This window comes from Streptomyces sp. NPDC048419, from assembly GCF_043200415.1.
GTDB lineage: Bacteria > Actinomycetota > Actinomycetes > Streptomycetales > Streptomycetaceae > Streptomyces.
Genome location: NZ_JBICXT010000012.1, coordinates 42712 through 62218, shown reverse-complemented (window position 1 = coordinate 62218; position 19507 = coordinate 42712). Strand labels below are relative to the sequence as shown.

At 72.4% G+C, this 19507-nt stretch carries 22 protein-coding genes; 13 read left to right on the top strand and 9 right to left on the bottom strand.

The features are described 5' to 3' along the window. Nucleotides 1-135: 135 nt before the first annotated feature. The 3 genes from ACGFYN_RS24600 to ACGFYN_RS24590 all read right to left on the bottom strand — a co-directional run bounded on the left by ACGFYN_RS24600 (nucleotide 136) and on the right by ACGFYN_RS24590 (nucleotide 2557). Nucleotides 136-363, bottom strand: a complete 228-nt coding sequence (locus tag ACGFYN_RS24600) for a hypothetical protein (RefSeq protein WP_393867993.1) — start codon at nucleotides 361-363, stop codon at nucleotides 136-138. Nucleotides 364-397: 34 nt separating this feature from the next. Then, nucleotides 398-1654: an anion permease gene (locus tag ACGFYN_RS24595; RefSeq protein WP_393867992.1), complete on the bottom strand. Its 1257-nt coding sequence runs from the start codon at nucleotides 1652-1654 to the stop codon at nucleotides 398-400. Nucleotides 1655-1807: 153 nt separating this feature from the next. Beyond that, nucleotides 1808-2557 (bottom strand): lysozyme, encoded by a 750-nt coding sequence (locus ACGFYN_RS24590; protein ID WP_393867991.1) that lies wholly within the window; start codon nucleotides 2555-2557, stop codon nucleotides 1808-1810. A gap of 196 nt (nucleotides 2558-2753) precedes the next feature. Between ACGFYN_RS24590 and ACGFYN_RS24585 the strand changes: the two genes are divergently transcribed. From ACGFYN_RS24585 to ACGFYN_RS24560, 6 genes are all read left to right on the top strand, one after another. After that, nucleotides 2754-3485 carry a class II aldolase/adducin family protein gene (locus ACGFYN_RS24585; protein WP_393867990.1) on the top strand — a complete coding sequence of 244 codons (732 nt, stop codon included), beginning with the start codon at nucleotides 2754-2756 and terminating at the stop codon, nucleotides 3483-3485. A gap of 113 nt (nucleotides 3486-3598) precedes the next feature. After that, nucleotides 3599-4717: an alpha/beta hydrolase gene (locus tag ACGFYN_RS24580; protein ID WP_393867989.1), complete on the top strand. Its 1119-nt coding sequence runs from the start codon at nucleotides 3599-3601 to the stop codon at nucleotides 4715-4717. Nucleotides 4718-4908: 191 nt separating this feature from the next. Further along, nucleotides 4909-6303 carry a hypothetical protein gene (locus ACGFYN_RS24575; RefSeq protein WP_393867988.1) on the top strand — a complete coding sequence of 465 codons (1395 nt, stop codon included), beginning with the start codon at nucleotides 4909-4911 and terminating at the stop codon, nucleotides 6301-6303. Between the two features lie 182 nt (nucleotides 6304-6485). Beyond that, the gene (locus ACGFYN_RS24570; protein WP_393867987.1) at nucleotides 6486-8084 is read left to right on the top strand and encodes an ABC-F family ATP-binding cassette domain-containing protein; all 1599 of its coding nucleotides are present in this window, start codon (nucleotides 6486-6488) and stop codon (nucleotides 8082-8084) included. A gap of 335 nt (nucleotides 8085-8419) precedes the next feature. Beyond that, nucleotides 8420-8638 carry a helix-turn-helix domain-containing protein gene (locus ACGFYN_RS24565; RefSeq protein WP_384266437.1) on the top strand — a complete coding sequence of 73 codons (219 nt, stop codon included), beginning with the start codon at nucleotides 8420-8422 and terminating at the stop codon, nucleotides 8636-8638. Between the two features lie 117 nt (nucleotides 8639-8755). Beyond that, on the top strand, nucleotides 8756-9559 hold the full coding sequence (locus ACGFYN_RS24560; protein ID WP_393867986.1) for an enoyl-CoA hydratase/isomerase family protein: 804 nt from the start codon (nucleotides 8756-8758) through the stop codon (nucleotides 9557-9559). A gap of 142 nt (nucleotides 9560-9701) precedes the next feature. Here ACGFYN_RS24560 and ACGFYN_RS24555 read toward each other — a convergent pair whose 3' ends face one another. Next, nucleotides 9702-10412 (bottom strand): nucleopolyhedrovirus P10 family protein, encoded by a 711-nt coding sequence (locus tag ACGFYN_RS24555; protein ID WP_393867985.1) that lies wholly within the window; start codon nucleotides 10410-10412, stop codon nucleotides 9702-9704. An 87-nt stretch (nucleotides 10413-10499) separates the two neighbouring features. Between ACGFYN_RS24555 and ACGFYN_RS24550 the strand changes: the two genes are divergently transcribed. The 5 genes from ACGFYN_RS24550 to amaP are packed head-to-tail and all read left to right on the top strand — an operon-like array spanning nucleotide 10500 to nucleotide 12843. Further along, nucleotides 10500-10994: an Asp23/Gls24 family envelope stress response protein gene (locus ACGFYN_RS24550; RefSeq protein ID WP_393867984.1), complete on the top strand. Its 495-nt coding sequence runs from the start codon at nucleotides 10500-10502 to the stop codon at nucleotides 10992-10994. Nucleotides 10995-11037: 43 nt separating this feature from the next. After that, nucleotides 11038-11223, top strand: coding sequence for a hypothetical protein (locus tag ACGFYN_RS24545; protein ID WP_393867983.1), 186 nt, complete (start codon nucleotides 11038-11040; stop codon nucleotides 11221-11223). Next, on the top strand, nucleotides 11220-11606 hold the full coding sequence (locus ACGFYN_RS24540; protein ID WP_393867982.1) for an Asp23/Gls24 family envelope stress response protein: 387 nt from the start codon (nucleotides 11220-11222) through the stop codon (nucleotides 11604-11606). Before ACGFYN_RS24545 ends, ACGFYN_RS24540 begins: the two co-directional genes overlap by 4 nt. Continuing rightward, complete coding sequence (locus ACGFYN_RS24535) at nucleotides 11603-12259, top strand: DUF6286 domain-containing protein (RefSeq protein ID WP_393867981.1); 657 nt, start codon at nucleotides 11603-11605, stop codon at nucleotides 12257-12259. Before ACGFYN_RS24540 ends, ACGFYN_RS24535 begins: the two co-directional genes overlap by 4 nt. Beyond that, nucleotides 12256-12843 (top strand): alkaline shock response membrane anchor protein AmaP, encoded by a 588-nt coding sequence (gene amaP / locus ACGFYN_RS24530; RefSeq protein WP_393867980.1) that lies wholly within the window; start codon nucleotides 12256-12258, stop codon nucleotides 12841-12843. Before ACGFYN_RS24535 ends, amaP begins: the two co-directional genes overlap by 4 nt. Nucleotides 12844-12849: 6 nt before the next feature. Here amaP and ACGFYN_RS24525 read toward each other — a convergent pair whose 3' ends face one another. The 5 genes from ACGFYN_RS24525 to ACGFYN_RS24505 form a co-directional block, all read right to left on the bottom strand. After that, a complete protein-coding gene (locus tag ACGFYN_RS24525; protein ID WP_393867979.1) occupies nucleotides 12850-13605 on the bottom strand; it encodes an SDR family oxidoreductase in 756 nt (251 codons plus the stop codon). Nucleotides 13606-13610: 5 nt separating this feature from the next. After that, nucleotides 13611-15401 (bottom strand): glycoside hydrolase family 15 protein, encoded by a 1791-nt coding sequence (locus ACGFYN_RS24520; protein WP_393867978.1) that lies wholly within the window; start codon nucleotides 15399-15401, stop codon nucleotides 13611-13613. A gap of 84 nt (nucleotides 15402-15485) precedes the next feature. Further along, nucleotides 15486-16277, bottom strand: coding sequence for an SURF1 family protein (locus ACGFYN_RS24515; RefSeq protein ID WP_393867977.1), 792 nt, complete (start codon nucleotides 16275-16277; stop codon nucleotides 15486-15488). A gap of 64 nt (nucleotides 16278-16341) precedes the next feature. Further along, nucleotides 16342-16575, bottom strand: a complete 234-nt coding sequence (locus ACGFYN_RS24510; RefSeq protein ID WP_393867976.1) for a hypothetical protein — start codon at nucleotides 16573-16575, stop codon at nucleotides 16342-16344. An 80-nt stretch (nucleotides 16576-16655) separates the two neighbouring features. Further along, on the bottom strand, nucleotides 16656-17636 hold the full coding sequence (locus ACGFYN_RS24505) for a DEDDh family exonuclease (protein WP_393867975.1): 981 nt from the start codon (nucleotides 17634-17636) through the stop codon (nucleotides 16656-16658). Nucleotides 17637-17818: 182 nt separating this feature from the next. Here ACGFYN_RS24505 and ACGFYN_RS24500 point away from each other — a divergent pair, with 182 nt between their 5' ends. Together ACGFYN_RS24500 and ACGFYN_RS24495 are read left to right on the top strand one after the other, a co-directional pair. Continuing rightward, complete coding sequence (locus tag ACGFYN_RS24500) at nucleotides 17819-18619, top strand: acetoacetate decarboxylase family protein (protein ID WP_393867974.1); 801 nt, start codon at nucleotides 17819-17821, stop codon at nucleotides 18617-18619. Next, nucleotides 18619-19503: an SDR family NAD(P)-dependent oxidoreductase gene (locus ACGFYN_RS24495; protein WP_393867973.1), complete on the top strand. Its 885-nt coding sequence runs from the start codon at nucleotides 18619-18621 to the stop codon at nucleotides 19501-19503. Before ACGFYN_RS24500 ends, ACGFYN_RS24495 begins: the two co-directional genes overlap by 1 nt. Nucleotides 19504-19507: the final 4 nt, after the last annotated feature.

The following is a 19507-nucleotide window of genomic DNA, read 5'->3' as shown; positions in this document are numbered from 1 at the left end:
AATTTGCCGGTGTACGTGGGGGGGGTGTGTTTGCTGAGGCCCACCCCGCGGATGTCGGGGGGTACACGAAACGGGGTGGGGCCGGGACGTACCCCCGGCCGGCCACCACGCGTGCGTCGGTCTTCGGCCGGGGCCTCAGCCCTTCGCCATGATCAGATGGATGCCGTACGCCACCGCCGCCAGGCAGGCCGCGAAGCAGACGTACGCGCCGGTGACCGCGAGGGCCGCCGAGTTGCCCTGGGCCACGGCCCGTTCGCGGCGCGACAGGCCCATGATGCCGAGGGTGAACAGGGTCACGAGGCCCACGGTGACCGCGAGGCTGACACCGAAGACGGAGCCCAGAGCTGCCCAGTCGATCTTCATGCTGCTTCTCTTCCTTCGTACCGGGTGCGCCGGCTCAGACGGTCGCGGCCGGCGGGGTCGCCGGGGCCGCCTGTTCGGGGGTGACGGTCGGGGCCGGGGCCGGGACGGTGGCCTTGAGGTCCTCGGTCACCGTGGCCGCGGGAGGCGGCGCCACGGCGGCGATCGCCGTGGTCACCACGCCGGCCGGCTCCGCGGTGTCGTTGACGTTCGCCGCGTCGACGACCTGGCGCCGGGCGAGCTTCCAGATCGTGGCGCTCGCCGCGACCAGGAAGACGGCGACGACGGCGGTGCCCCAGTCGCCGAGGTCCGTCACGGACTCGGCGCCGGCGGCCACCAGGGCGGCGGCCGGGAGGGTGAGCACCCAGGCGATCAGCATCCGGGTCGCGGTCGACCAGCGGACGACGCCGCCCTTGCGGCCGAGGCCCGCGCCCATCACCGAACCGGAGACCACATGCGTGGTGGACAGGGAGAAGCCGAGGTGCGAGGAGGCCAGGATCGCCGTCGCCGCGCTGGTCTGGGCGGCGAAGCCCTGCTGCGGCCGCAGCTCGGTCAGGCCCTTGCCCATCGTGCGGATGATGCGCCAGCCGCCGATGTAGGTGCCGAGCGCGATGGCGAGGCCGGCGGAGAGGATGACCCAGGTGGGCGGGTCGGAGTCGGGGGCGACGACACCGCCGGCGACCAGGGCGAGGGTGATGACGCCCATCGTCTTCTGCGCGTCGTTGGTGCCGTGGGCCAGGGAGACCAGGCCGGCGGAGGCGATCTGCCCGGTGCGGAAGCCCTTCTCGGCGGCCTTGCCGTCGGCCTTGCGGCTCATCGTGTACGACAGCCGGGTGCCGATCATGGCGGCGACGCCGGCCACGATCGGGGCGGCGACCGCCGGGAGGAGCACCTTGGTGACGAGCACGTCGCCGTGCACGGCACCGAAGCCGGCCGAGGCGACGGTGGCGCCGATCAGACCGCCCATCAGGGCGTGCGAGGAACTGGAGGGGAGCCCCACCAGCCATGTCACGAGGTTCCAGAGGATCGCGCCGACCAGCGCCGCGAAGATGACCTCGGGACGGATGCCGGCCTCGTCGACGAGGCCCTTGGAGATCGTGTTGGCGACCTCCACGGAGAGGAAGGCGCCGACAAGGTTGAGCGCGGCCGACATGGCCACCGCGACCTTGGGCTTGAGTGCGCCGGTCGAGATGGTGGTGGCCATCGCGTTGGCGGTGTCGTGGAAACCGTTCGTGAAATCAAACGCGAGTGCGGTTACGACCACAATCGCGAGGATCAGCGAGAAGTTTTCCATTTACCCAGGCAATCGTTCGAAGTCATCGGTCGCTTGACCGTAGGAAACCTGAGTGAACGGAAGATGAACTGAGCAGGGCGTTGAGGTGACCTGATGACGGGGGCGCCGCTCCGCCTCGGCCCGGCGTCCCCCTCGCCCCTCGGCGCCCCTTGGTCAGCCGCCCCGGGCGAACCTCTTCAGCTGCGCCCGGGAGCCGTTGAAGAGATTTTGGTCACCCGGCAGGCTGCCCTTGGTGCCGTACTGCCAGAAGGTCCAGTACGACCACCCGGCGGGCAGCGATCCCGACTCCGCCGGGCTGCGGCCGGCCAGCCACAGCGCGTGGTTCGAGGCGAAGGAGCGGCTGCCGCCGGTGCAGGTGTTCCACCAGCGGGCGGTCGTGTAGATCACCGGCCGGCGCCCGGTGCGCCGCCGCACCTCGTCGCTGAACGAGTGGAGCCAGCGGACCATGGCCGCCTTGCTCAGGCCGTAGCACCGGTGCTTGGCGCTGTAGGGGTTGTATTCGATGTCGAGCGCCGGCGGCAGGGTCCAGCCGTCCGCGCGCCACCGGCCGCCGTTGCGGACGAAGTACGCCGCCTGGGACCTGCCCGAGGACCGGTCCGGCAGCGCGAAGTGGTAGGCCCCGCGGATGATGCCGGCGTTGCGGGCGCCGTTGTACTGCCGGGTGAAGTACGGGTTGCGGTACGTGGTGGACTCGGTCGCCTTGACGTAGACGAACCGGGCGCCTCTGGCCCTCGCCCGCGACCAGTTGACGTTCCCCTGGTGCGAGGAGACGTCGTGCCCCTTCGGCAGACCGGCCGCCGAGGCCGGAAGCTCGGTGAGGACGGTGCCGGCGACGGTGAGCGCCGCCACGGAGACCGCGACGGCGCAGCCACGGCGGCGGAACGCCTTGTGATCACGAGCCATGTTTCCCCCCGGAATGGCGACGTGCACGGCAGATCAACGGGAGATTACTGGAAGGTCGTTGCATGTGCCGTGTTCTCAGGCCAAGCATGGCGAGGGGGTGATTTGTCTTCATATGTGGTCTTTCGGAGGCTCGGCCTCCGTCCTAAAGTGCCCCCGGTCCGGCCGCGTGTCGGGGTGCGCCTGGCAGGATCACGGCATGGCTGAGCAGGGGCAGGATCAGCGGGACGGCCGGGATGCCCGGGACGGCGGACGGGATGCGCCAAAAGCGTGGCGGAGGGATGTGCTCCCCGGGGAGGCGCGCGCCTGGGAGGCTCTCGTCGCCACGGCCCGCCGCACCGTGTCCGAGGGGCTGGTCGTCGGCACCTCCGGCAACGTCTCGGTGCGCGTCGGCGACACCGTGCTGGTCACGCCGTCGGGCGTCCCCTACGACCGGCTCACGCCCGAGGACGTGACCGGCGTCGGCCTCGACGGCCGGCAGGTGCTCGGCACCCTGGTCCCGACCAGCGAGCTGCCCATGCACCTCGCGGTCTTCCGCAGCACAGATGCCCGTGCCGTCGTCCACACGCACGCCGTGCACGCGACGGCCGTCTCCACGCTCGTCCCCGAGCTCCCGACGATCCACTACATGACGGCCGCCCTCGGCGGTCCGGTCCGAGTCGCCCCTTATGCGACCTATGGCAGCGACGAGTTGGCCGAGAACATGCTCCGCGCCCTGGCCGGCCGCACCGGCTGCCTCCTGCAGAACCACGGCACGATGACCTACGGCGCCACCCTGGACCAGGCCTACGACCGCACCGCGCAGCTGGAGTGGATGTGCCGGCTGTGGCTCACGGCGTCGTCCGTGCCCGGCCTGTCGCCGTCCCTGCTCTCCGGCGGGCAGCTGGCGGAGGTGGCCGAGAAACTGCGCGGGTACGGGCAGCGCGGGTGACTCCGCGGGGTACCCGCAACGGCGTGAGCAGACCAGAGAATCGCCGAGAACTCGCGTCACCCCGTGCCTTCCTCCCGCTGGCCGGTCACCGGGTCCGCCGGGACACTGGAGGGGTGCGCACAGTCAAAGCGACGGCCGCGGCCGTCACCGTAGCCCTGGCGGCCGGCGCGGCGAGCGTGGCGGCGGGCCGGTTCGCGAGCGACGCAGCGCTCAAGGCGCCCCCGGGCAAACCGCTGCCCACCGAGCCCCGGCTCACCGTGCACGCCACGGCCGCGGGCCAGATCGCCCTCACCCGGGACCTGGCGGCCCTGCGCCCCGGCGTCTACGGCCTCGCCGGCAACGGCACGCACGCGGTCGTCGGCCCGGTGCTCGGCGCCGCCACGCACTCCGCCGACACCGTCGTGCGCCGCCTGGAGCGGGTCACTCAGGGCACGCTGGAGGCGGGAGACAAGGTGCGGCTGACGCCGGCCGTGCACACCGGCGACCCGCGCTCCGCCCTCGGCCTCGACCACCGCGACGTCGAGATCCTCGGCGAACTGGGCGCCCTGCCCGCCTGGTTCGTGCCCGGCGTGCGCGACACCTGGGTGATCACGGTGCACGGCCTGGGAGCCACCCGCGAACACCCCATGAACGTCATGGAGTTCCTGCACCGCCAGCGCTTCCCGGTGCTCGACCTCGCCTATCGGGGCGACCGCGGCGCACCCCGCTCCCCGGACGGCCTGAACCACCTGGGCGAGACGGAGTGGCGCGACGTGGACGCGGCCGTCCGGTACGCCGTGGACAACGGCGCCCGGCAGGTCGTCCTGCACGGCTGGTCCACCGGCGCCACCATGGCGCTGCGCGCCGCCGTGCGCTCCGCGCTGCGCGAGCGGATCTCGGGGCTGATCCTCGACTCCCCGGTCCTCAGCTGGCCGACGACGCTGCGCGCCCTCGCGGCGGCCCGCCGCACCCCTGGCGCCCTGCTGCCGCTCGCCGTACGGGCCGCCCAGGGGCGCACGGGCCTGCGGCGCGACCGCACCGCGGAGGCCGCGCAGCTCACCGTGCCGGCGATGATCTTCCACGGCCCGGACGACACCCTGGCCCCCTGGGAGTACTCCCGCCGGCTCGCGAACGCCCGCCCCAACCTGATCGCCCTGCACACTGTCGCGCAGGCGCCGCACGGCGCGATGTGGAACGCCGACCCCGAGGCCTACGAGGAAGCGCTGCGCCGCTTCCTCACCCCGCTCATGTGACTCGCACCCGGCCCCGCGCGCGGGGCCGGGCGTGCGCGCACCTGTACGGTCGGCCCGGTTCCGTTTAAGGCCGTACGACTGGCCTGTTCTCGGCCCCGGGCCGCCCGCCGGACCCCGTGCGTTGGCCAGTCCCGTCGCCCGCCGTGACATTCCGTTTGGGTTTTCGGACCGTCAACCGGAAGACTGCACCCGTGACGTCCCGTATCCCGCGCGACTCCAGGCTTCGACTCGTCCGCCCGCGACCCCTGGCCGCCGCCCCCACAGCAGTGAACCAACGGCGCTCACGCCGCCCCGCGCCCCGCCCTCCGGAGGGCACACCGGCACCCGCGGAGCTGGCCAGAATGGCGCGCTCCGGTCTGGCCGCAGCGGCCCGCGTCGCCCGCTGGGCCGACGCCGCCCTCGGCCCGGGCGGTGACGGCGCGACAGCGGACGGCAAGTCCACCCTGTCCGACGACACCGCCGAACGCGCCGCCGTGGAACTGGGCCTGAGCTCGGCTCAGGTCCGCGCCGACTGGGACACCGCCCGCCTCGCGGGCCTCATCGAGGTCCACGGCGACAGCGCCCGCCCAGGCTGGCGGCTGCGCGCCTGGAACCGCGACGACAGTGCCGTGCTGCGCGGCTGGGTCGCCCTCTTCGACGCCTGGTCGCTCGCCCACCCCGAGCCCGCGGAGCACGAGCCCGCCGGCGTCGCCGAGGTCGTCTCGGCCATGCCCCAGGTGCTCTCGTTCCTCCAGCTGTCCGCCGGGCCAGTCCCGGTCGACCAGCTCCTCGACCTCCTGGAGCAGCGGGTCACCGAACTGCGCACCGCGCGCTGCGAGATCACCTACGGCCCGCAGCCGGAGCCCGTGCAGCAGCAGCCCACGGACACCCCGCTCGCCCCCCTCCTCGAATGGTCCCTGCGCGCCCTCGCCGCCGTGGGCGCGCTCACTTACGGCGACGGGCACGCCACGCTCACCCCGCTCGGCAGCTGGGCGGTCTGGGTCAAGCTGGAGCAGATCTGCGTCGCCGCGCAGAGCCCCGCCGGGAACATCGAGCAGGCGGCCGAGGACATGCTCCGCGGCTGCGCCCAGCTGCGCCCCAACGCCGCCCGCGCCGAGTACCGCGCCTGGCTCGCCGCCCGGCCCGTGGGCAGCGCCGTCACCGAGCTCATCGACGCCGCGCGCGGTGACGACGCCCTGCTGCGCGGCCTCGCCTTCGAGGCGCTGCGCGTGGTCGGCGCCCCCGCCGAGCCCGACGTCAGCGCCGTGGTCGAGGAGCCCACGCTGCGGCCGTACGCGCTGCTGTGGCTGGCCGAGCACGACGGTGTGGACCCCGAGGACGCCCACGAGGCGCTCACCCGCGAGGAGGCCACCTGGCTGTGGGTCGACACCGCCGCCGCCGTCGCCGACCACGGCGAGGCCCCGATGCTCGTACGCCACCTGGAGTCGGCCGTGCAGCCGACCGTCCCCTCGCTCCTGGACGAGGTGCGCGCCGTCGGCCACCCCCGCACCGTGCAGGTCCTGGTCGCGCTCGCCGCGGCGCACCCCGACCCCGCCCTGGCGAAGGCCGTGCGCCGCGCCGCCTTCCAGGTGCACACCGGCGGCTGAGCCGAGGGGCGCACGCGCGCCCGGGCGTGCCCTTCGTCACGCCCGGGCGACCGAACACGCGAACCCCGAAAAACTCGTTGCATCGCCCCGTTAGACTTGGCCCATGGCCATTCTCCTCGCGCATTAGACGGCGGGAACGTCCTCAGCCGCCCACCCGACCCTGTCTGCCCTGGAGCCTGTCCGTGATCTCCGCCTCCGGTATCGAGCTGCGCGCCGGCGCCCGTGTCCTCATCGAGTCCGCCACCTTCCGTGTCGCCAAGGGCGACCGCATCGGTCTGGTCGGCCGTAACGGCGCGGGCAAGACCACCCTCACCAAGTGCCTGGCCGGGGAGGGCATCCCGGCGGGCGGCACCATCACCCGCTCCGGCGAGGTCGGCTACCTCCCGCAGGACCCGCGCACCGGAGACCTCGACGTCCTCGCCCGCGACCGCGTCCTGTCCGCGCGCGGCCTCGACGTACTGCTGCGCAAGATGCGCGAGAACGAGCAGCGCATCGCCAACGGCCAGGGCAACACCCGCGAGAAGGCCCTCAGGCAGTACGAGCGCCAGGAGACGGAGTTCCTCACCAAGGGCGGGTACTCCGCCGAGGCCGAGGCCGCCACCATCGCCGCCGCGCTCAACCTGCCCGACCGGGTGCTCGGCCAGCCGCTGCACACCCTCTCCGGCGGTCAGCGCCGCCGTATCGAACTGGCCCGCATCCTCTTCTCGGACGCGGACACGCTCCTCCTCGACGAGCCCACCAACCACCTCGACGCGGACTCGATCATCTGGCTGCGGGACTACCTGAAGACCTACCGCGGCGGCTTCATCGTGATCTCCCACGACGTCGACCTGGTCGAGACGGTCGTGAACAAGGTGTTCTACCTGGACGCCAACCGCGCCCAGATCGACATCTACAACATGGGCTGGAGGCTCTACCAGCAGCAGCGCGAGGCCGACGAGAAGCGCCGCAAGCGCGAGCGGGCCAACGCCGAGAAGAAGGCCGCGGCGCTGCACTCGCAGGCCGACAAGATGCGCGCCAAGGCCACCAAGACGGTCGCCGCGCAGAACATGGCCCGCCGTGCCGACAAGCTGCTCGCCGGTCTGGAGGCCGTCCGGCAGTCCGACAAGGTCGCCAAGCTCCGCTTCCCGGAGCCCGCGTCCTGCGGCAAGACCCCGCTGATGGCCGAGGGCCTGTCGAAGTCGTACGGCTCGCTGGAGATCTTCACCGACGTCGACCTGGCCATCGACAAGGGCTCGCGCGTCGTCATCCTCGGTCTCAACGGCGCGGGAAAGACGACCCTGTTGAGGCTCCTCGCGGGCGTCGAGCAGCCCGACACCGGCGCGGTCGTCCCCGGCCACGGCCTCAAGCTCGGCTACTACGCGCAGGAGCACGAGACCCTGGACCCCGACCGCACGGTCCTGGAGAACATGCGCTCGGCCTCCCCCGACATGGACCTCGTCGAGGTCCGCAAGGTGCTCGGCTCGTTCCTGTTCTCCGGCGACGACGTCGACAAGCCGGCCGCCGTCCTCTCCGGCGGGGAGAAGACCCGGCTGGCGCTCGCCACCCTCGTGGTCTCCGCCGCGAACGTCCTGCTGCTGGACGAGCCCACCAACAACCTGGACCCGGCCAGCCGCGAGGAGATCCTCGGCGCCCTGCGCACGTACCAGGGCGCGGTCGTTCTCGTCACCCACGACGAGGGCGCGGTCGAGGCGCTTCAGCCGGAGCGGATCATCCTGCTTCCGGACGGTGTCGAGGACCTGTGGGGCTCGGACTACGCGGATCTCGTCGCCCTGGCTTGATCGAAAGCGTGATCCACAGCGTATGGATCATTCGGCCCATCGGTGATCCATCATCTGTGTGAGATCTCCTCGTACCGAGGTGTGTCCTACATCGAAATCCCGGCCGAGCCCTTTATCCGCAAGGGCTCGGCCGCCGTACGCCGCTGACCTGGCACTTCGCGGAACAACCCGTTCGGCGGTACGAACGCCGCCGGGTGGAATCCCGGATTCCCCTTGTGGGGATGCGCTCCTGTCGTCAAATCCCTGTCTTACGGACCTTGCCGAATGGGTGGCCATGAAGCCCCGGAGGGGTGATCATGAGGAGACCAGAGCGCACTTCCCATGAGGAGGCACGGGTGGCCGAGACTCTGAAGAAGGGCAGCCGGGTAACCGGCGCCGCGCGCGACAAGCTCGCGGCAGACCTGAAGAAGAAGTACGACTCCGGTGCGAGCATTCGGGCGCTGGCCGAGGAAACCGGCCGCTCGTATGGCTTCGTACACCGGATGCTCAGCGAATCGGGCGTCACGCTCCGTGGGCGTGGCGGGGCGACGCGGGGAAAGAAAGCCTCAGGCTGACCCCGGGCGGCCCCTCGGCCTCGATGGTGGCCACCCGGTCGGTCGGACGATCGGCCGGGTGGTTACTGTGCAGTCACTTAGCTCTGCTCTGCTGACCGCACCCATCGGAGGCGCCCCATGGCCACGTCCGCCAAGGACCTCGGTCCCGTACTCGACAAGGACGGCGTACGGCTCACCGTCGACGACGCGATCGCCACGGTGACGCTGACCAATCCGGCCAAGCGCAATGCGCAGAGCCCCGCGATGTGGCGGACGCTCGCAGAGGCCGGGCGGGTCCTGCCGGGGTCGGTCCGTGTCGTGGTGCTGCGTGCCGAGGGCCAGTCCTTCTCGGCCGGCCTCGACCGGCAGATGTTCACGCCCGAAGGCATCGAGGGCGAGCCGACGTTCATCGATCTCGCGCGCAGCAGCGACGGTGAACTCGACGCGAGCATCGCCGAGTTCCAGGACGGCTTCACCTGGTGGCGGCGCAGCGACCTCGTGTCCATCGCCGCCGTGCAGGGGCATGCCATCGGAGCGGGCTTCCAGCTTGCCCTCGCCTGTGACCTGCGCGTCGTCGCCGACGACGTGCAGTTCGCCATGCGCGAGACCAGCCTCGGGCTGGTGCCGGACCTGACGGGCACGCACCCGCTCGTCGGGCTGGTCGGGTATGCCCGCGCCCTGGAGATCTGCATCACCGGGCGCCTCGTCCAGGCCGAGGAGGCCGTCAGCACGGGCCTCGCCAACCTCGCGGTCCCGGCCGACCAGCTCGACGGCGCCGTCCACGACCTCGCGTCCGCGATCCTGGCCGCGCCCCGCGACGCCGTGATCGAGACGAAGGCCCTGATCCGCGGAGCGCACGGCCGCTCCTACGACGACCAGCGCACCGCGGAACGCTCGGCCCAGGCCCGCCGCCTGCGCGACCTGGCGGGCCTCGGCGAGTAACACCTCGGCTCGGCGCTGCGGCCCCCGTTCGGCCGCGGCGCGAGCCGGCCGTCAGGCGCGGCGCCACAAGCCGGCCGGCCCGTCGCGGGCTGCCGGGGGTGCGGTGGTCCGCGTTCGCCGGCCGGCCCGTCGCGGTGGCGTGTCAGCCGATCGCCGTCACCAGTACCGCCACCGTCGGGCGGTCCGGCAGGGCGTCCTGGACCGCCGTGCGGACCTGCCGGGCCACGTCCGACGCGCGGTGGCCCGGGTCGACCGCGAGTTCCACGCGCGCGTGGCGGTGGGGCAGGGCGTTCTGAGCGGGTCTCTCCTCGAGGTGGACCGCCCGGCCCAGGCCGGTCGTGAGGTGGGTGACCCCCGGGACGGCCAGGGCGGCGGTCGCCGCGCGGCCCTCGTCGTCAGGCCCGGGCTCCGCGGCACGCGGCGGGTCGGGCTGCCGTACGGGGACGGATTCCGGTTCCTCGTCCAGGAGGGCCGTGACCTGCAGGTCCACCTCCGCCACCTGAAGGCCGAGCCGGTCCTCCGCCGCGGCCGTCAGCGTCGTACGCACCAGGGCCGCCGTCGCCGGCAACGGCACGGCGGCGGTCGCCGCGAACTCCGCCGTCACCCGCAGCGGTCCGGGCGGCAGGGCGCTCGGCGGCGCAGGCACCACCGGATCGTGCACGTCCTCCGGGTCGGCGAGGGCGATCCGGAGGACGTCCAGCCGTACTCCCGGCATTTTCTCGGCCGCACGGCGCAGCGCCGCCTCGGCCGCCTCCTCCGAGATCCACGCACCGTCCCGCGGGCCACCCAGGGGCAGCAGCCTGCCCAGACCCAACTGATGCCGCACCGTCTGCGCCCATCGTTCCGCCGTCATTGCTCCAGCCTGCCGCATCCCTGGCGCGCGGGAGCGCAACCCCACATACCGTGGTCTGAGGAGGACGAACCGAAGGGACGTACGGCGATGACCGATATGACGGAGCAGAACCGGACGAGGACCCCCGGAGGAGAGAAGGACGTGCCGGACACATCCGCGACCGTGCGCAAGACGACGCGGCGTGGTGGCGGAGACCCGGCCACCCGGGGACGGACGACGATCGCCGACGGCGTCGTCGAGAAGATCGCGGGGCTCGCCGCACGGGACGTGGTCGGCGTGCACGCCCTGGGCAGCGGCCTCAGCCGTACCTTCGGGGCCGTGCGCGACCGGGTCCCCGGCGGCTCGAAGTCCGTGACGCGGGGCGTCAAGGCCGAGGTCGGCGAGGTGCAGACGGCGCTCGACCTGGAGATCGTCGTCGACTACGGCGTCTCCATCTCCGACGTCGCCCACGCCGTGCGCGAGAACGTCATCGCGGCGGTGGAACGCATGGCGGGCCTCGAGGTCGTCGAGGTCAACATCGCGGTGAGTGACGTCAAGCTGCCGGACGAAGAGGACGAGGAGCCGGAGCCCCGGATCCAGTGACGCGCCGGCGACCTGACAACCGCACCGCTGAGGGGAGCGCACGATGAGCATGGCCGTGGTCGGCATGATCGCCGGCATGGCACTGGGCTTCGCCGGATACTTCGGCGGCTTCGGGGCCTTCCTTCTGGTGGCCGCGCTGGGCGCCATCGGTTTCGTCGTCGGCCGGTTCCTGGAAGGGGACCTGCAGGTCGGTGACTTCTTCCGTACGCGTGACGACCGTCGGCGGTGACATCGGTGAGTGAGAGCGTCGGCGAGCTGCCCAGATCCCCGGCCGCCGTCACGCCGGGCGAACGCGGGGCCACCCGGATCGCCGACCGGGTGGTCTCGAAGATCGCCGCCCAGGCGGCCCGCGAGACGCTCGCCGACCAGTCCGCGGCCACGGCGCACCCGCACGCCACGGTCGTGGTGCACCATGCGTCGTTCGCGCACGTCCGCGTCCACATCGAGCTCGACTATCCCTGCGACATCGGGACCCGCTGCGCCGAGGTGCGTCGACATGTCGCTTTGCGGGTACGCGCGTTGGTGGGCATGGAGGTGCCGGAGGTCGCCGTCCACGTGGAGCGGCTGCACCTGACCCCGGCGCACGGCGCGGCACAGGGGAGGACGCGATGAGCGAGTCCCAGGGCTCCGAGGGCATCACACAGCGACTACCGGTCATCGAGAAGGAGTTCGACGACGGCCTCGACCTCGGGGCGCCACCCCCGGCCGCCGACGAGGGCGCGCGCGAGGGCCGCTTCTGGTCCGCGCGCCGCGTCCCGGCGGCCATCGTCGCCGTCCTGGTTCTCGCCGTCGCGGGCGTCTTCCTCTACGACATCGCCGCCGTCCGCGCGAACCGGCCGGCGATGAGCTGGCGCCGCGAGCTCGCCAAGCAGCTCGCCGAGCGCCCCCTCGACGACATCTGGGTGCTCGTCGGCGCCGGCGTCGCAGCGGCCCTCGGCCTCTGGCTGATCGTGCTCGCCGTCACGCCGGGCCTGCGCGACGTGCTGCCGATGCGGCGCCCGCAGGCCGACGTACGCGCCGGACTGCACCGCGACGCGGCCGCCCTGGTGCTGCGCGACCGCGCCATGGAGGTCGCCGGCGTCCAGTCCGTACGGGTGCGGACGCGCCGCCGCCGCGCCGATGTCTCCGCCCTCTCGCACTTCCGCGAACTGGACGACGTACAGGCCGATCTGGACGGCACGCTCGGCGAGGCGGTCAGGGGCATGGGGCTCGCCCGGCCGCCCGCGCTGACGGTGCACGTACGGCGTCCCGGACGGAAGGGGTGAGCGCGGTGCTGAGGACCGTCAACCGCGTACTGATCGCGATCGCCGGGCTGGTGCTGCTCGTCCTGGGCGGCGCCGTACTGGCCGTGGGACTCGGGGTGCGGCCGCCCTCCTGGTGGATCCACGACGGCCGGCACGACGTTCTGCTCAGCGACGCCGAACGCACCCACTGGCGGGACTCCGGGTGGTGGTGGCCGACCGTCATCGCCGCGCTGGCCGTGCTGGTCCTGATCGGCCTGTGGTGGCTGACCGCGGTCCTGCGCCGGCGCCGCCTCGCCGAGGTCCTGGTCGACACCGGCGACGGCGAGGGCGCGCTGCTGCGGGGCCGGGCCCTGGAGAACGTACTGGCGGGCGAGGCGGGCCAGTTGGAGGGCGTGGCGCACGCCCGCGCCCGGCTGACCGGCGGCCGGACCGCCCCCGAGGCACGTCTGCAGCTCGAACTGGAACCGCACGTGGACCCGGGAACGGCCCTCCACGAGCTGGCCGCCGAGGCGCTGACGCACGCCCGCAACTCGGCCGGCCTCGCGGCCTTCCCCGCGGAGGTGCGGATGAAGGCCGTCAAGCACCGGGCGGAAAGGGTGAGTTGAGCGCTGTCAGAAGCCGTGCCGCATGCCGCCGTCGACCGGGACCATGATCCCCGTCAGGTAGGAGGCGGCCGGCGACAGCAGGAACGCCGCCGTACGCCCGAACTCGTCCGGCATGCCGTAACGGCGAAGAGGGATCCGGGACTCGTGGGCCGCCCGCGTCGCCTCGGGGTCGGCGGACAACCCGTCCAGCTCGCGCACGCGATCCGTGTCGATCCGGGCCGGGAGCAGGCCGACCACGCGGATCCCGCGCGGGCCCAGCTCGTCCGCGATCGACTTGGCGAAGCCGGCCAGACCCGGGCGCAGTCCGTTGGAGATGGTCAGCGCCGGGATCGGCTCGTGCACCGAGCCGGACAGCACGAACCCGATCACACCCCCGGCCTCCAGCTCCGCGGCCGCCGCCCGGGCGAGCCGGACCGCACCCACGAAGACCGACTCGAACGCCGTACGCCACTGCTCGTCCGTGTTGTCCGCGAGGAACCCGGCGGGCGGCCCGCCGACGCTGATGAGGATGCCGTCGAAGCCGCCGAACCGCTGCCGCGCGGCCTCGATGAGGCGTGCCGGCGCGTCCGGGTCGGAGTTGTCGACGGCGATCCCGGCCGCGTTCGGCCCCAGCTCGGCCGCCGCGTCGCCGGCCCGCTTCTCGTCCCGGCCCGTGATGACCACCTTCGCGCCGTCCGCGACGAGCTCGCGCGCGGCGGCGTTGCCGAGGCCCCGCGTGGCCCCGGTGACGACGTACACCCGGTCCTTCAGTCCAAGATCCATGGCCCCTATCCTGCCTCCTCGTCACCGAACAGGGCGAGGGCGGTGTTCACCAGGCCGACATGGCTGAAGGCCTGGGGGAAGTTCCCGAGCTGCCGGTGCTCCACGGGGTCGTACTCCTCGGACAGCAGACCCACGTCGTTGGTGAGGCCCACCAGCCGTTCGAACAGCTCCCGGGCCTCCTTCCGACGGCCCGTCATGTTCAGGGCGTCCGCGAGCCAGAACGAGCACACCAGGAAGGTGCCCTCGTCGCCGGGCAGCCCGTCGACCGCCGTCCCGGCCGTGCTGTAGCGGCGCAGGAAGCCGCCTTGACCCAGTTCCTCGCGGACCGCGTCGATGGTGCCGAGCACACGCGGGTCGCCGGGAGGCAGGAAGCCGACCCGGGGGATGAGCAGGACCGCGGAGTCGAGTTCGCGCGAGCCGTAGTACTGCGTGAACGTGTTGCGCTCCGGGTCGAAGCCCTTCTCGCACACCTCGCGGTGCACCTCGTCGCGCAGCGCGCGCCAGCCGTCGAGATCGCCGCGCAGCTCCGGGTTCTCCTCCAGGGTGCGGACCGCGCGGTCGGCGGCCACCCACACCATGACCTTGGAGTGCACGAAGTGGCGCCGGCCGCCGCGCACCTCCCACAGCCCCTCGTCGGGCTGCCGCCACTGCTCCCGCAGCCACTCCATCAGTGCTGCCTGGATGTCCCACATGTGCGGCTTGGTGGGCAGGCCCTCGCGCCGTGCCAGATGGAGGGAGTCCATCACCTCGCCGTACACGTCCAGTTGGAGTTGTCCCACGGCCTCGTTGCCGATGCGCACCGGGCGCGAGCCGGCGAAGCCGGACAGCCATGGCAGCTCGAACTCCGGCAGCCGCCGCTCGCCCCCGAGGCCGTACATGATCTGCAGGTCGGCCGGGTCGCCCGCGACCGCGCGCAGCAGCCAGTCGCGCCAGGCCTCGGCCTCCTCCCGGTAGCCCGCCGACAGGCCCACGTTCAGGGTCAGGGTGGAGTCGCGCAGCCAGCAGTAGCGGTAGTCCCAGTTGCGGACGCCGCCCGGCTCCTCGGGCAGCGAGGTGGTGGGCGCGGCGACGATGCCGCCGGTCGGGCGGTAGGTGAGCGCCTTGAGCGTGATCAGGGACCGGACGACGGTGTCGCGGTACGGGCCGTCGTAACGGCAGCGCCGCGCCCACATCTGCCAGTCGCGGACGCTGGCGCGCAGCGTCTCGTACGGGTCGACGAGCGGCGGACGGGGCTCGTGCGAGGGGTGCCAGGTCAGGACGAACGCGACCTGCTCGCCCTCCCTCACCGTGAACTCCGAGTGCGTGGCGCGGTCCTTGCCCCACGTCTCGACCAGCGGTTCGCTGCGCAGCCACACCGAGTCCGGGCCGGCCACGGCCACCCGGTGGTCGCCGGACCTGCGCATCCAGGGGACGATCGAGCCGTAGTCGAAGCGGATCCGCAGGGTGCTGCGCACGGTGACCTGGCCGCTCAGGCCCTCCACGACGCGCACGAGTTCGGGCGAGCGGTCGCGTTGGGGCATCAGGTCGGTGACGCGGATCGCACCCTTGCCGGTCTCCCACTCCGTGTCCAGCACCAGGGTGTCCGGACGGTAGGCGCGGCGGGTGCAGTGGCCCGGCGCGTGCTTGGGCGCGATGCGCCAGTGGCCGTTGTCCTCGTCGCCGAGCAGCCGGGCGAAGCAGGCCGCGGAGTCGAACCGGGGCAGACACAGCCAGTCCACGGAGCCGTCCCGGCCGACCAGGGCGGCGGTCTGTTCGTCGCCGATGAGGGCGTAGTCCTCGATGCGGTGGTGGTGCACGCAGTTGCGGATTCCCGGCCCGGGCGCCGGGCAATCAGGCCGGGGGCCGCGGGAGTGACGGCCGGGCGGCGCGGGACGCGTGGGTCAGACGGTGGCCGGTTCCGTCTCCTCGGACGGCGACTCGGCAGCCGCCTCCTCCCGCTCGCGGCGCTCGCGCCGCACCAGCACCCACCAGCCCACCGGCACGGCGGCGGCGAACAGCCACCACTGGATCATGTACGCGTAGTTCAGCGGGGCGTCCTCGCTGCCGGGGTCGGAGATCTGCTCGGGGCTGCCGCCCTTGGCCTCCGGCGACGTCTGCTCGACGTAGCCGCCGAGGACCGTGGCGCCGAGACGGCGCGCCTGCTCCTCGCTGTTGATCAGCATGATCTGCCGGTCGGGCAGTCCCTTGATCTCCTTGATGCCGCTCGCCGCGGTCGTCTCGTCGGCCTTCAGACGGCCCTTGATGGTGACCTTGCCGGCGGGCGGCGCGGGGATCTTCGGGAAGGTGGTCTGCGCGCCGTTCGCCGGGATCCAGCCGCGGTTGACCAGCACCACCTTGCCGTCGGTGAGGACGAGCGGGGTCAGGACGTGGAAGCCGACCTCGTCGTCGGAGTTGGTGCGGCGCCGCACGACGACCTCGTGCGCGGTGTCGAAGGTGCCCGTCGCGGTGACGGTGCGGTACTTCTCGGCGGTGGTCACCGCGTGTCCGGGCGAGCTGAGCCGCTCCACGGGTACCGGCTTGGCGTGCAGCGCCGAGGAGACCAGGTCGTTGCGCGCGGTCCGCATCTCGTACCGGTGCTTCTGCCAGATGCCCAGCCTGATCATGGTGGGGATCAGCACGAGGGCGACGAGGGTGAGGATCACCCACTGCCGGGACAACAGGAAGCGGTACACCCCACGACCGTACATCTCGGTCGTGGGGTGTCATCGCGGGGGGTGCCGCCGGGCGGGCGAGGGGTCACACCTTGTCGACGATTCCCGCCTTGCCCTCCTCGCGGGCGCAGTGCCCGCCGCAGTACCACTGGCCCTCGACCTCCACGCCCTGGCCGATGATCGGCACCCGGCAGTGCTCGCACTGGGGTGCCATGCGATGGATCGCGCAGGAGAAGCAGTCGAAGACGTGCACCGCTCCCTGAGCATGCACCTCGAAGGACATTCCGTAGTCATTGCCACATACTTCACAGGTCGCCATGCGCCACAGGGTGAGCCCTCGCCGTCGCACGGGCGAGAGGGCGGCGGGCGAGTCGCGCGGCAATCACCCGTCCGTACGGGTCACCCGTCCGAGGGCTCGACGTCCCGCAGCAGCTGGCCGAACGCCGCCTCGTCCACCACCGGCGTGCCGAACTGCCGGGCCTTGACCACCTTCGAGGTGCCCGAGTCCGGGTCGTTCGTGACGAGCAGACTGGTCAGCCGGGACAGGCTCGTCGCGACATGCAGCCCCGCCTCCGTCGCGCGGTCCTCCAGCAGGTCCCGCTCCACCGAGGTGTCGCCGGAGAAGGCGACCCGCATGCCCTGCCTGAGCGGCTTGCCGTCCTCGTAGCGCCCCGGGTTGGGGTAGGGGCACGCGGGCCTCTTGCGGGCGGGACGCCAACTGGTCGGCCGGTAGGCGCCGTAGCCGCCGGACTGGCGCGGCACGGGCCGGTCGGTCCACTCCGTCAGCGGCCGGCACTCCAGCAGCGGCAGCCGTACGTCCCCCTCCGCCGCGGCCCTGAGGCTCGGCCGGAACGCCTCGGCCAGCACGCGCGCGTCGTCCAGCGCGTGGTGCGCGCGCTGCTGCACGACGCCGAAGTGGGCGGCCAGCGACTCCAGCTTGTGGTTGGGCAGCGGCAGACCCAGCTCCTTGGACAGCGCGATGGTGCACAGCCGCTGACGTACCGGCGCCTCGCGCTTCACGCGCGCGTACTCGCGCGCGATCATCTGCCAGTCGAAGACCGCGTTGTGCGCGACGAGCACCCGGCCCTGCAGCCGGGAGGCGAACTCCTCGGCGATGTCGTGGAAGAGGGGCGCGCCCTCCAGTACGTCGCTCGTCAGACCGTGGATCCACACCGGGCCCGGGTCCCGCTCGGGGTTGACCATCGTGTACCAGTGGTCCTCGACCTCGCCGCGCGCGTCCAGGCGGTAGACGGCCGCGGAGATGATCCGGTCGTCGCGGGCCAGGCCGGTGGTCTCCACGTCAACGACCGCGTATCCCACCGGATACGCGGCCGGCCACGCTGTGGGGGAGGACGCTGCGGTCGTACGGTCTTCGAGCATGGTCCCTGAGGATACGGGCCGCCACTGACAGTCCTGACCGTCAGGTGGCCTTCCACGCCGGTCCGTTCGCGTGCCGCGAATGGCGCGAATGTCTGTGCCCATGGCTATGGACCTTTTCGGTCCCCGGTGCGACCGTGCTGCCCGCCCGGCGTGTGACCCTCGACGGAAGGGCGGTACGGTGTATGGCACGCGTACGGTACGGCGCACGGACCGAGGCGGAGATCGCCGCCGCGCGCACGGCGAGCGCGCGGCTGCCCGACATCTGGTCCACCGGGGTCGTGGCCCGGTGGGAGACCGACCCGGACGCACTCGCCGCGGTCCTGCCGCCACCCCTCAAACCCACCGGCAGGCCACTGGTCCGGGTGAACATCAGCAAGGTCGAACTGCCCGGATACCCGCTCGGAGCGGGCTCGTTCGCGGTCGCCGCCAGTCACGCCGGCGTCGACGGCTGGTATCCGCTCGTCATGCCGATGACCCACGAGCGGGCCCTCACCGGCGGCCGTGAGGTCTTCGGGGAGCCGAAGAAGCTGGGCGAGGTGGCGGTCGAGCGGGACGGGCTCGTCGTGCACGCGTGGATGGCCCGGCACGGCATCTCGTTCGTCGAGGTGCGCGGCGCGGTGGACGGGGAGCTGCCGCTGCCCGAGCCGAGCCGGAAGACCGACTTCTACTTCAAGTTCCTTCCCGCGGTGGACGGTTCGGGCTTCGACGCCGGCCCGGTGCTGGTGCACTGCCGGCGCCACGAGAAGGTGCGCAGGCTGGAGCGCATCACCGGGGACGTCGTCCTGCGTGAGTCCATGTACGACCCGGTCGCCGACCTCCCGGTCCTCGAGCTCGTCGACATCACCATCGGCGAGAAGACCAGCGACCAGCGCGGCAAGGTCGTGGAACGGGTCGGCGCCGAGGCGCTGTTGCCGTACGTCCACCAGCGCTACGACGATCCGCAGCAGGTCCACGACGCACCGCCGTCCGAAGGGACGCGCTGATGGAGCTGAAGGCCGGACAGGTTGCCGTCGTCACCGGCGCCGCGAGCGGGATCGGGCTCGCGATGGCCCGGCGGTTCGCGGCCGAGGGACTGAAGGTCGTCCTCGCGGACGTCGAGCGGGACGCGCTGGACAAGGCCGCCTCCGGCCTGCGCGCCGAGGGCGCCGACGTGTACGCGCGCGTGGTGGACGTCGGGGAGCGCCAACAGGTCCTGGACCTCGCCGAGTCGGCGTACGAGACCTACGGCGCCGTCCACGTGCTGTGCAACAACGCCGGGGTCGGCTCGGGCGCCGAGGGCCGGATGTGGGAGCACGAGCCGAACGACTGGCAATGGGCGTTCTCCGTCAATGTGTGGGGCGTCTTCCACGGTGTCCAGGCGTTCGTTCCACGGATGATCAAGTCGGGTCGACCCGGTCATGTCGTCAACACGTCCTCCGGCGACGGCGGCATCGCCCCGCTGCCCACCGCCTCCGTCTACGCCGTCACCAAGGCGGCCGTCGTGACGATGACCGAGTCCCTCTACGCCCATCTCAGGGCCGAGCACGCGCGCGTGGGCGCGTCGGTGCTCTTCCCCGGACCGCACATGCTGCGCACCGGCCTGTGGGAGTCGCACCGCAACCGGCCCGCGCGGTACGCCAAGGAGCGGCCGCGCAGGACGCCGTACCGCAGCCTCGGCCAGTGGGAGGGCGCGATGCGCGACGCCGGCAAGGAGGTGCACTTCACGCCCGTGGAGGAGGTCGCGGACCTCGTCGTCGACGGCGTACGAGCCGACCGCTTCTGGCTCCTGCCGCCGAGCGAGCACAGCGACGCGCAGATCCGCGCGCGGGCCCGCTCGATGCTCGACCGCACCAACCCGTCGTATCTCGAGAGCTTCATCCTGGACTGACAGG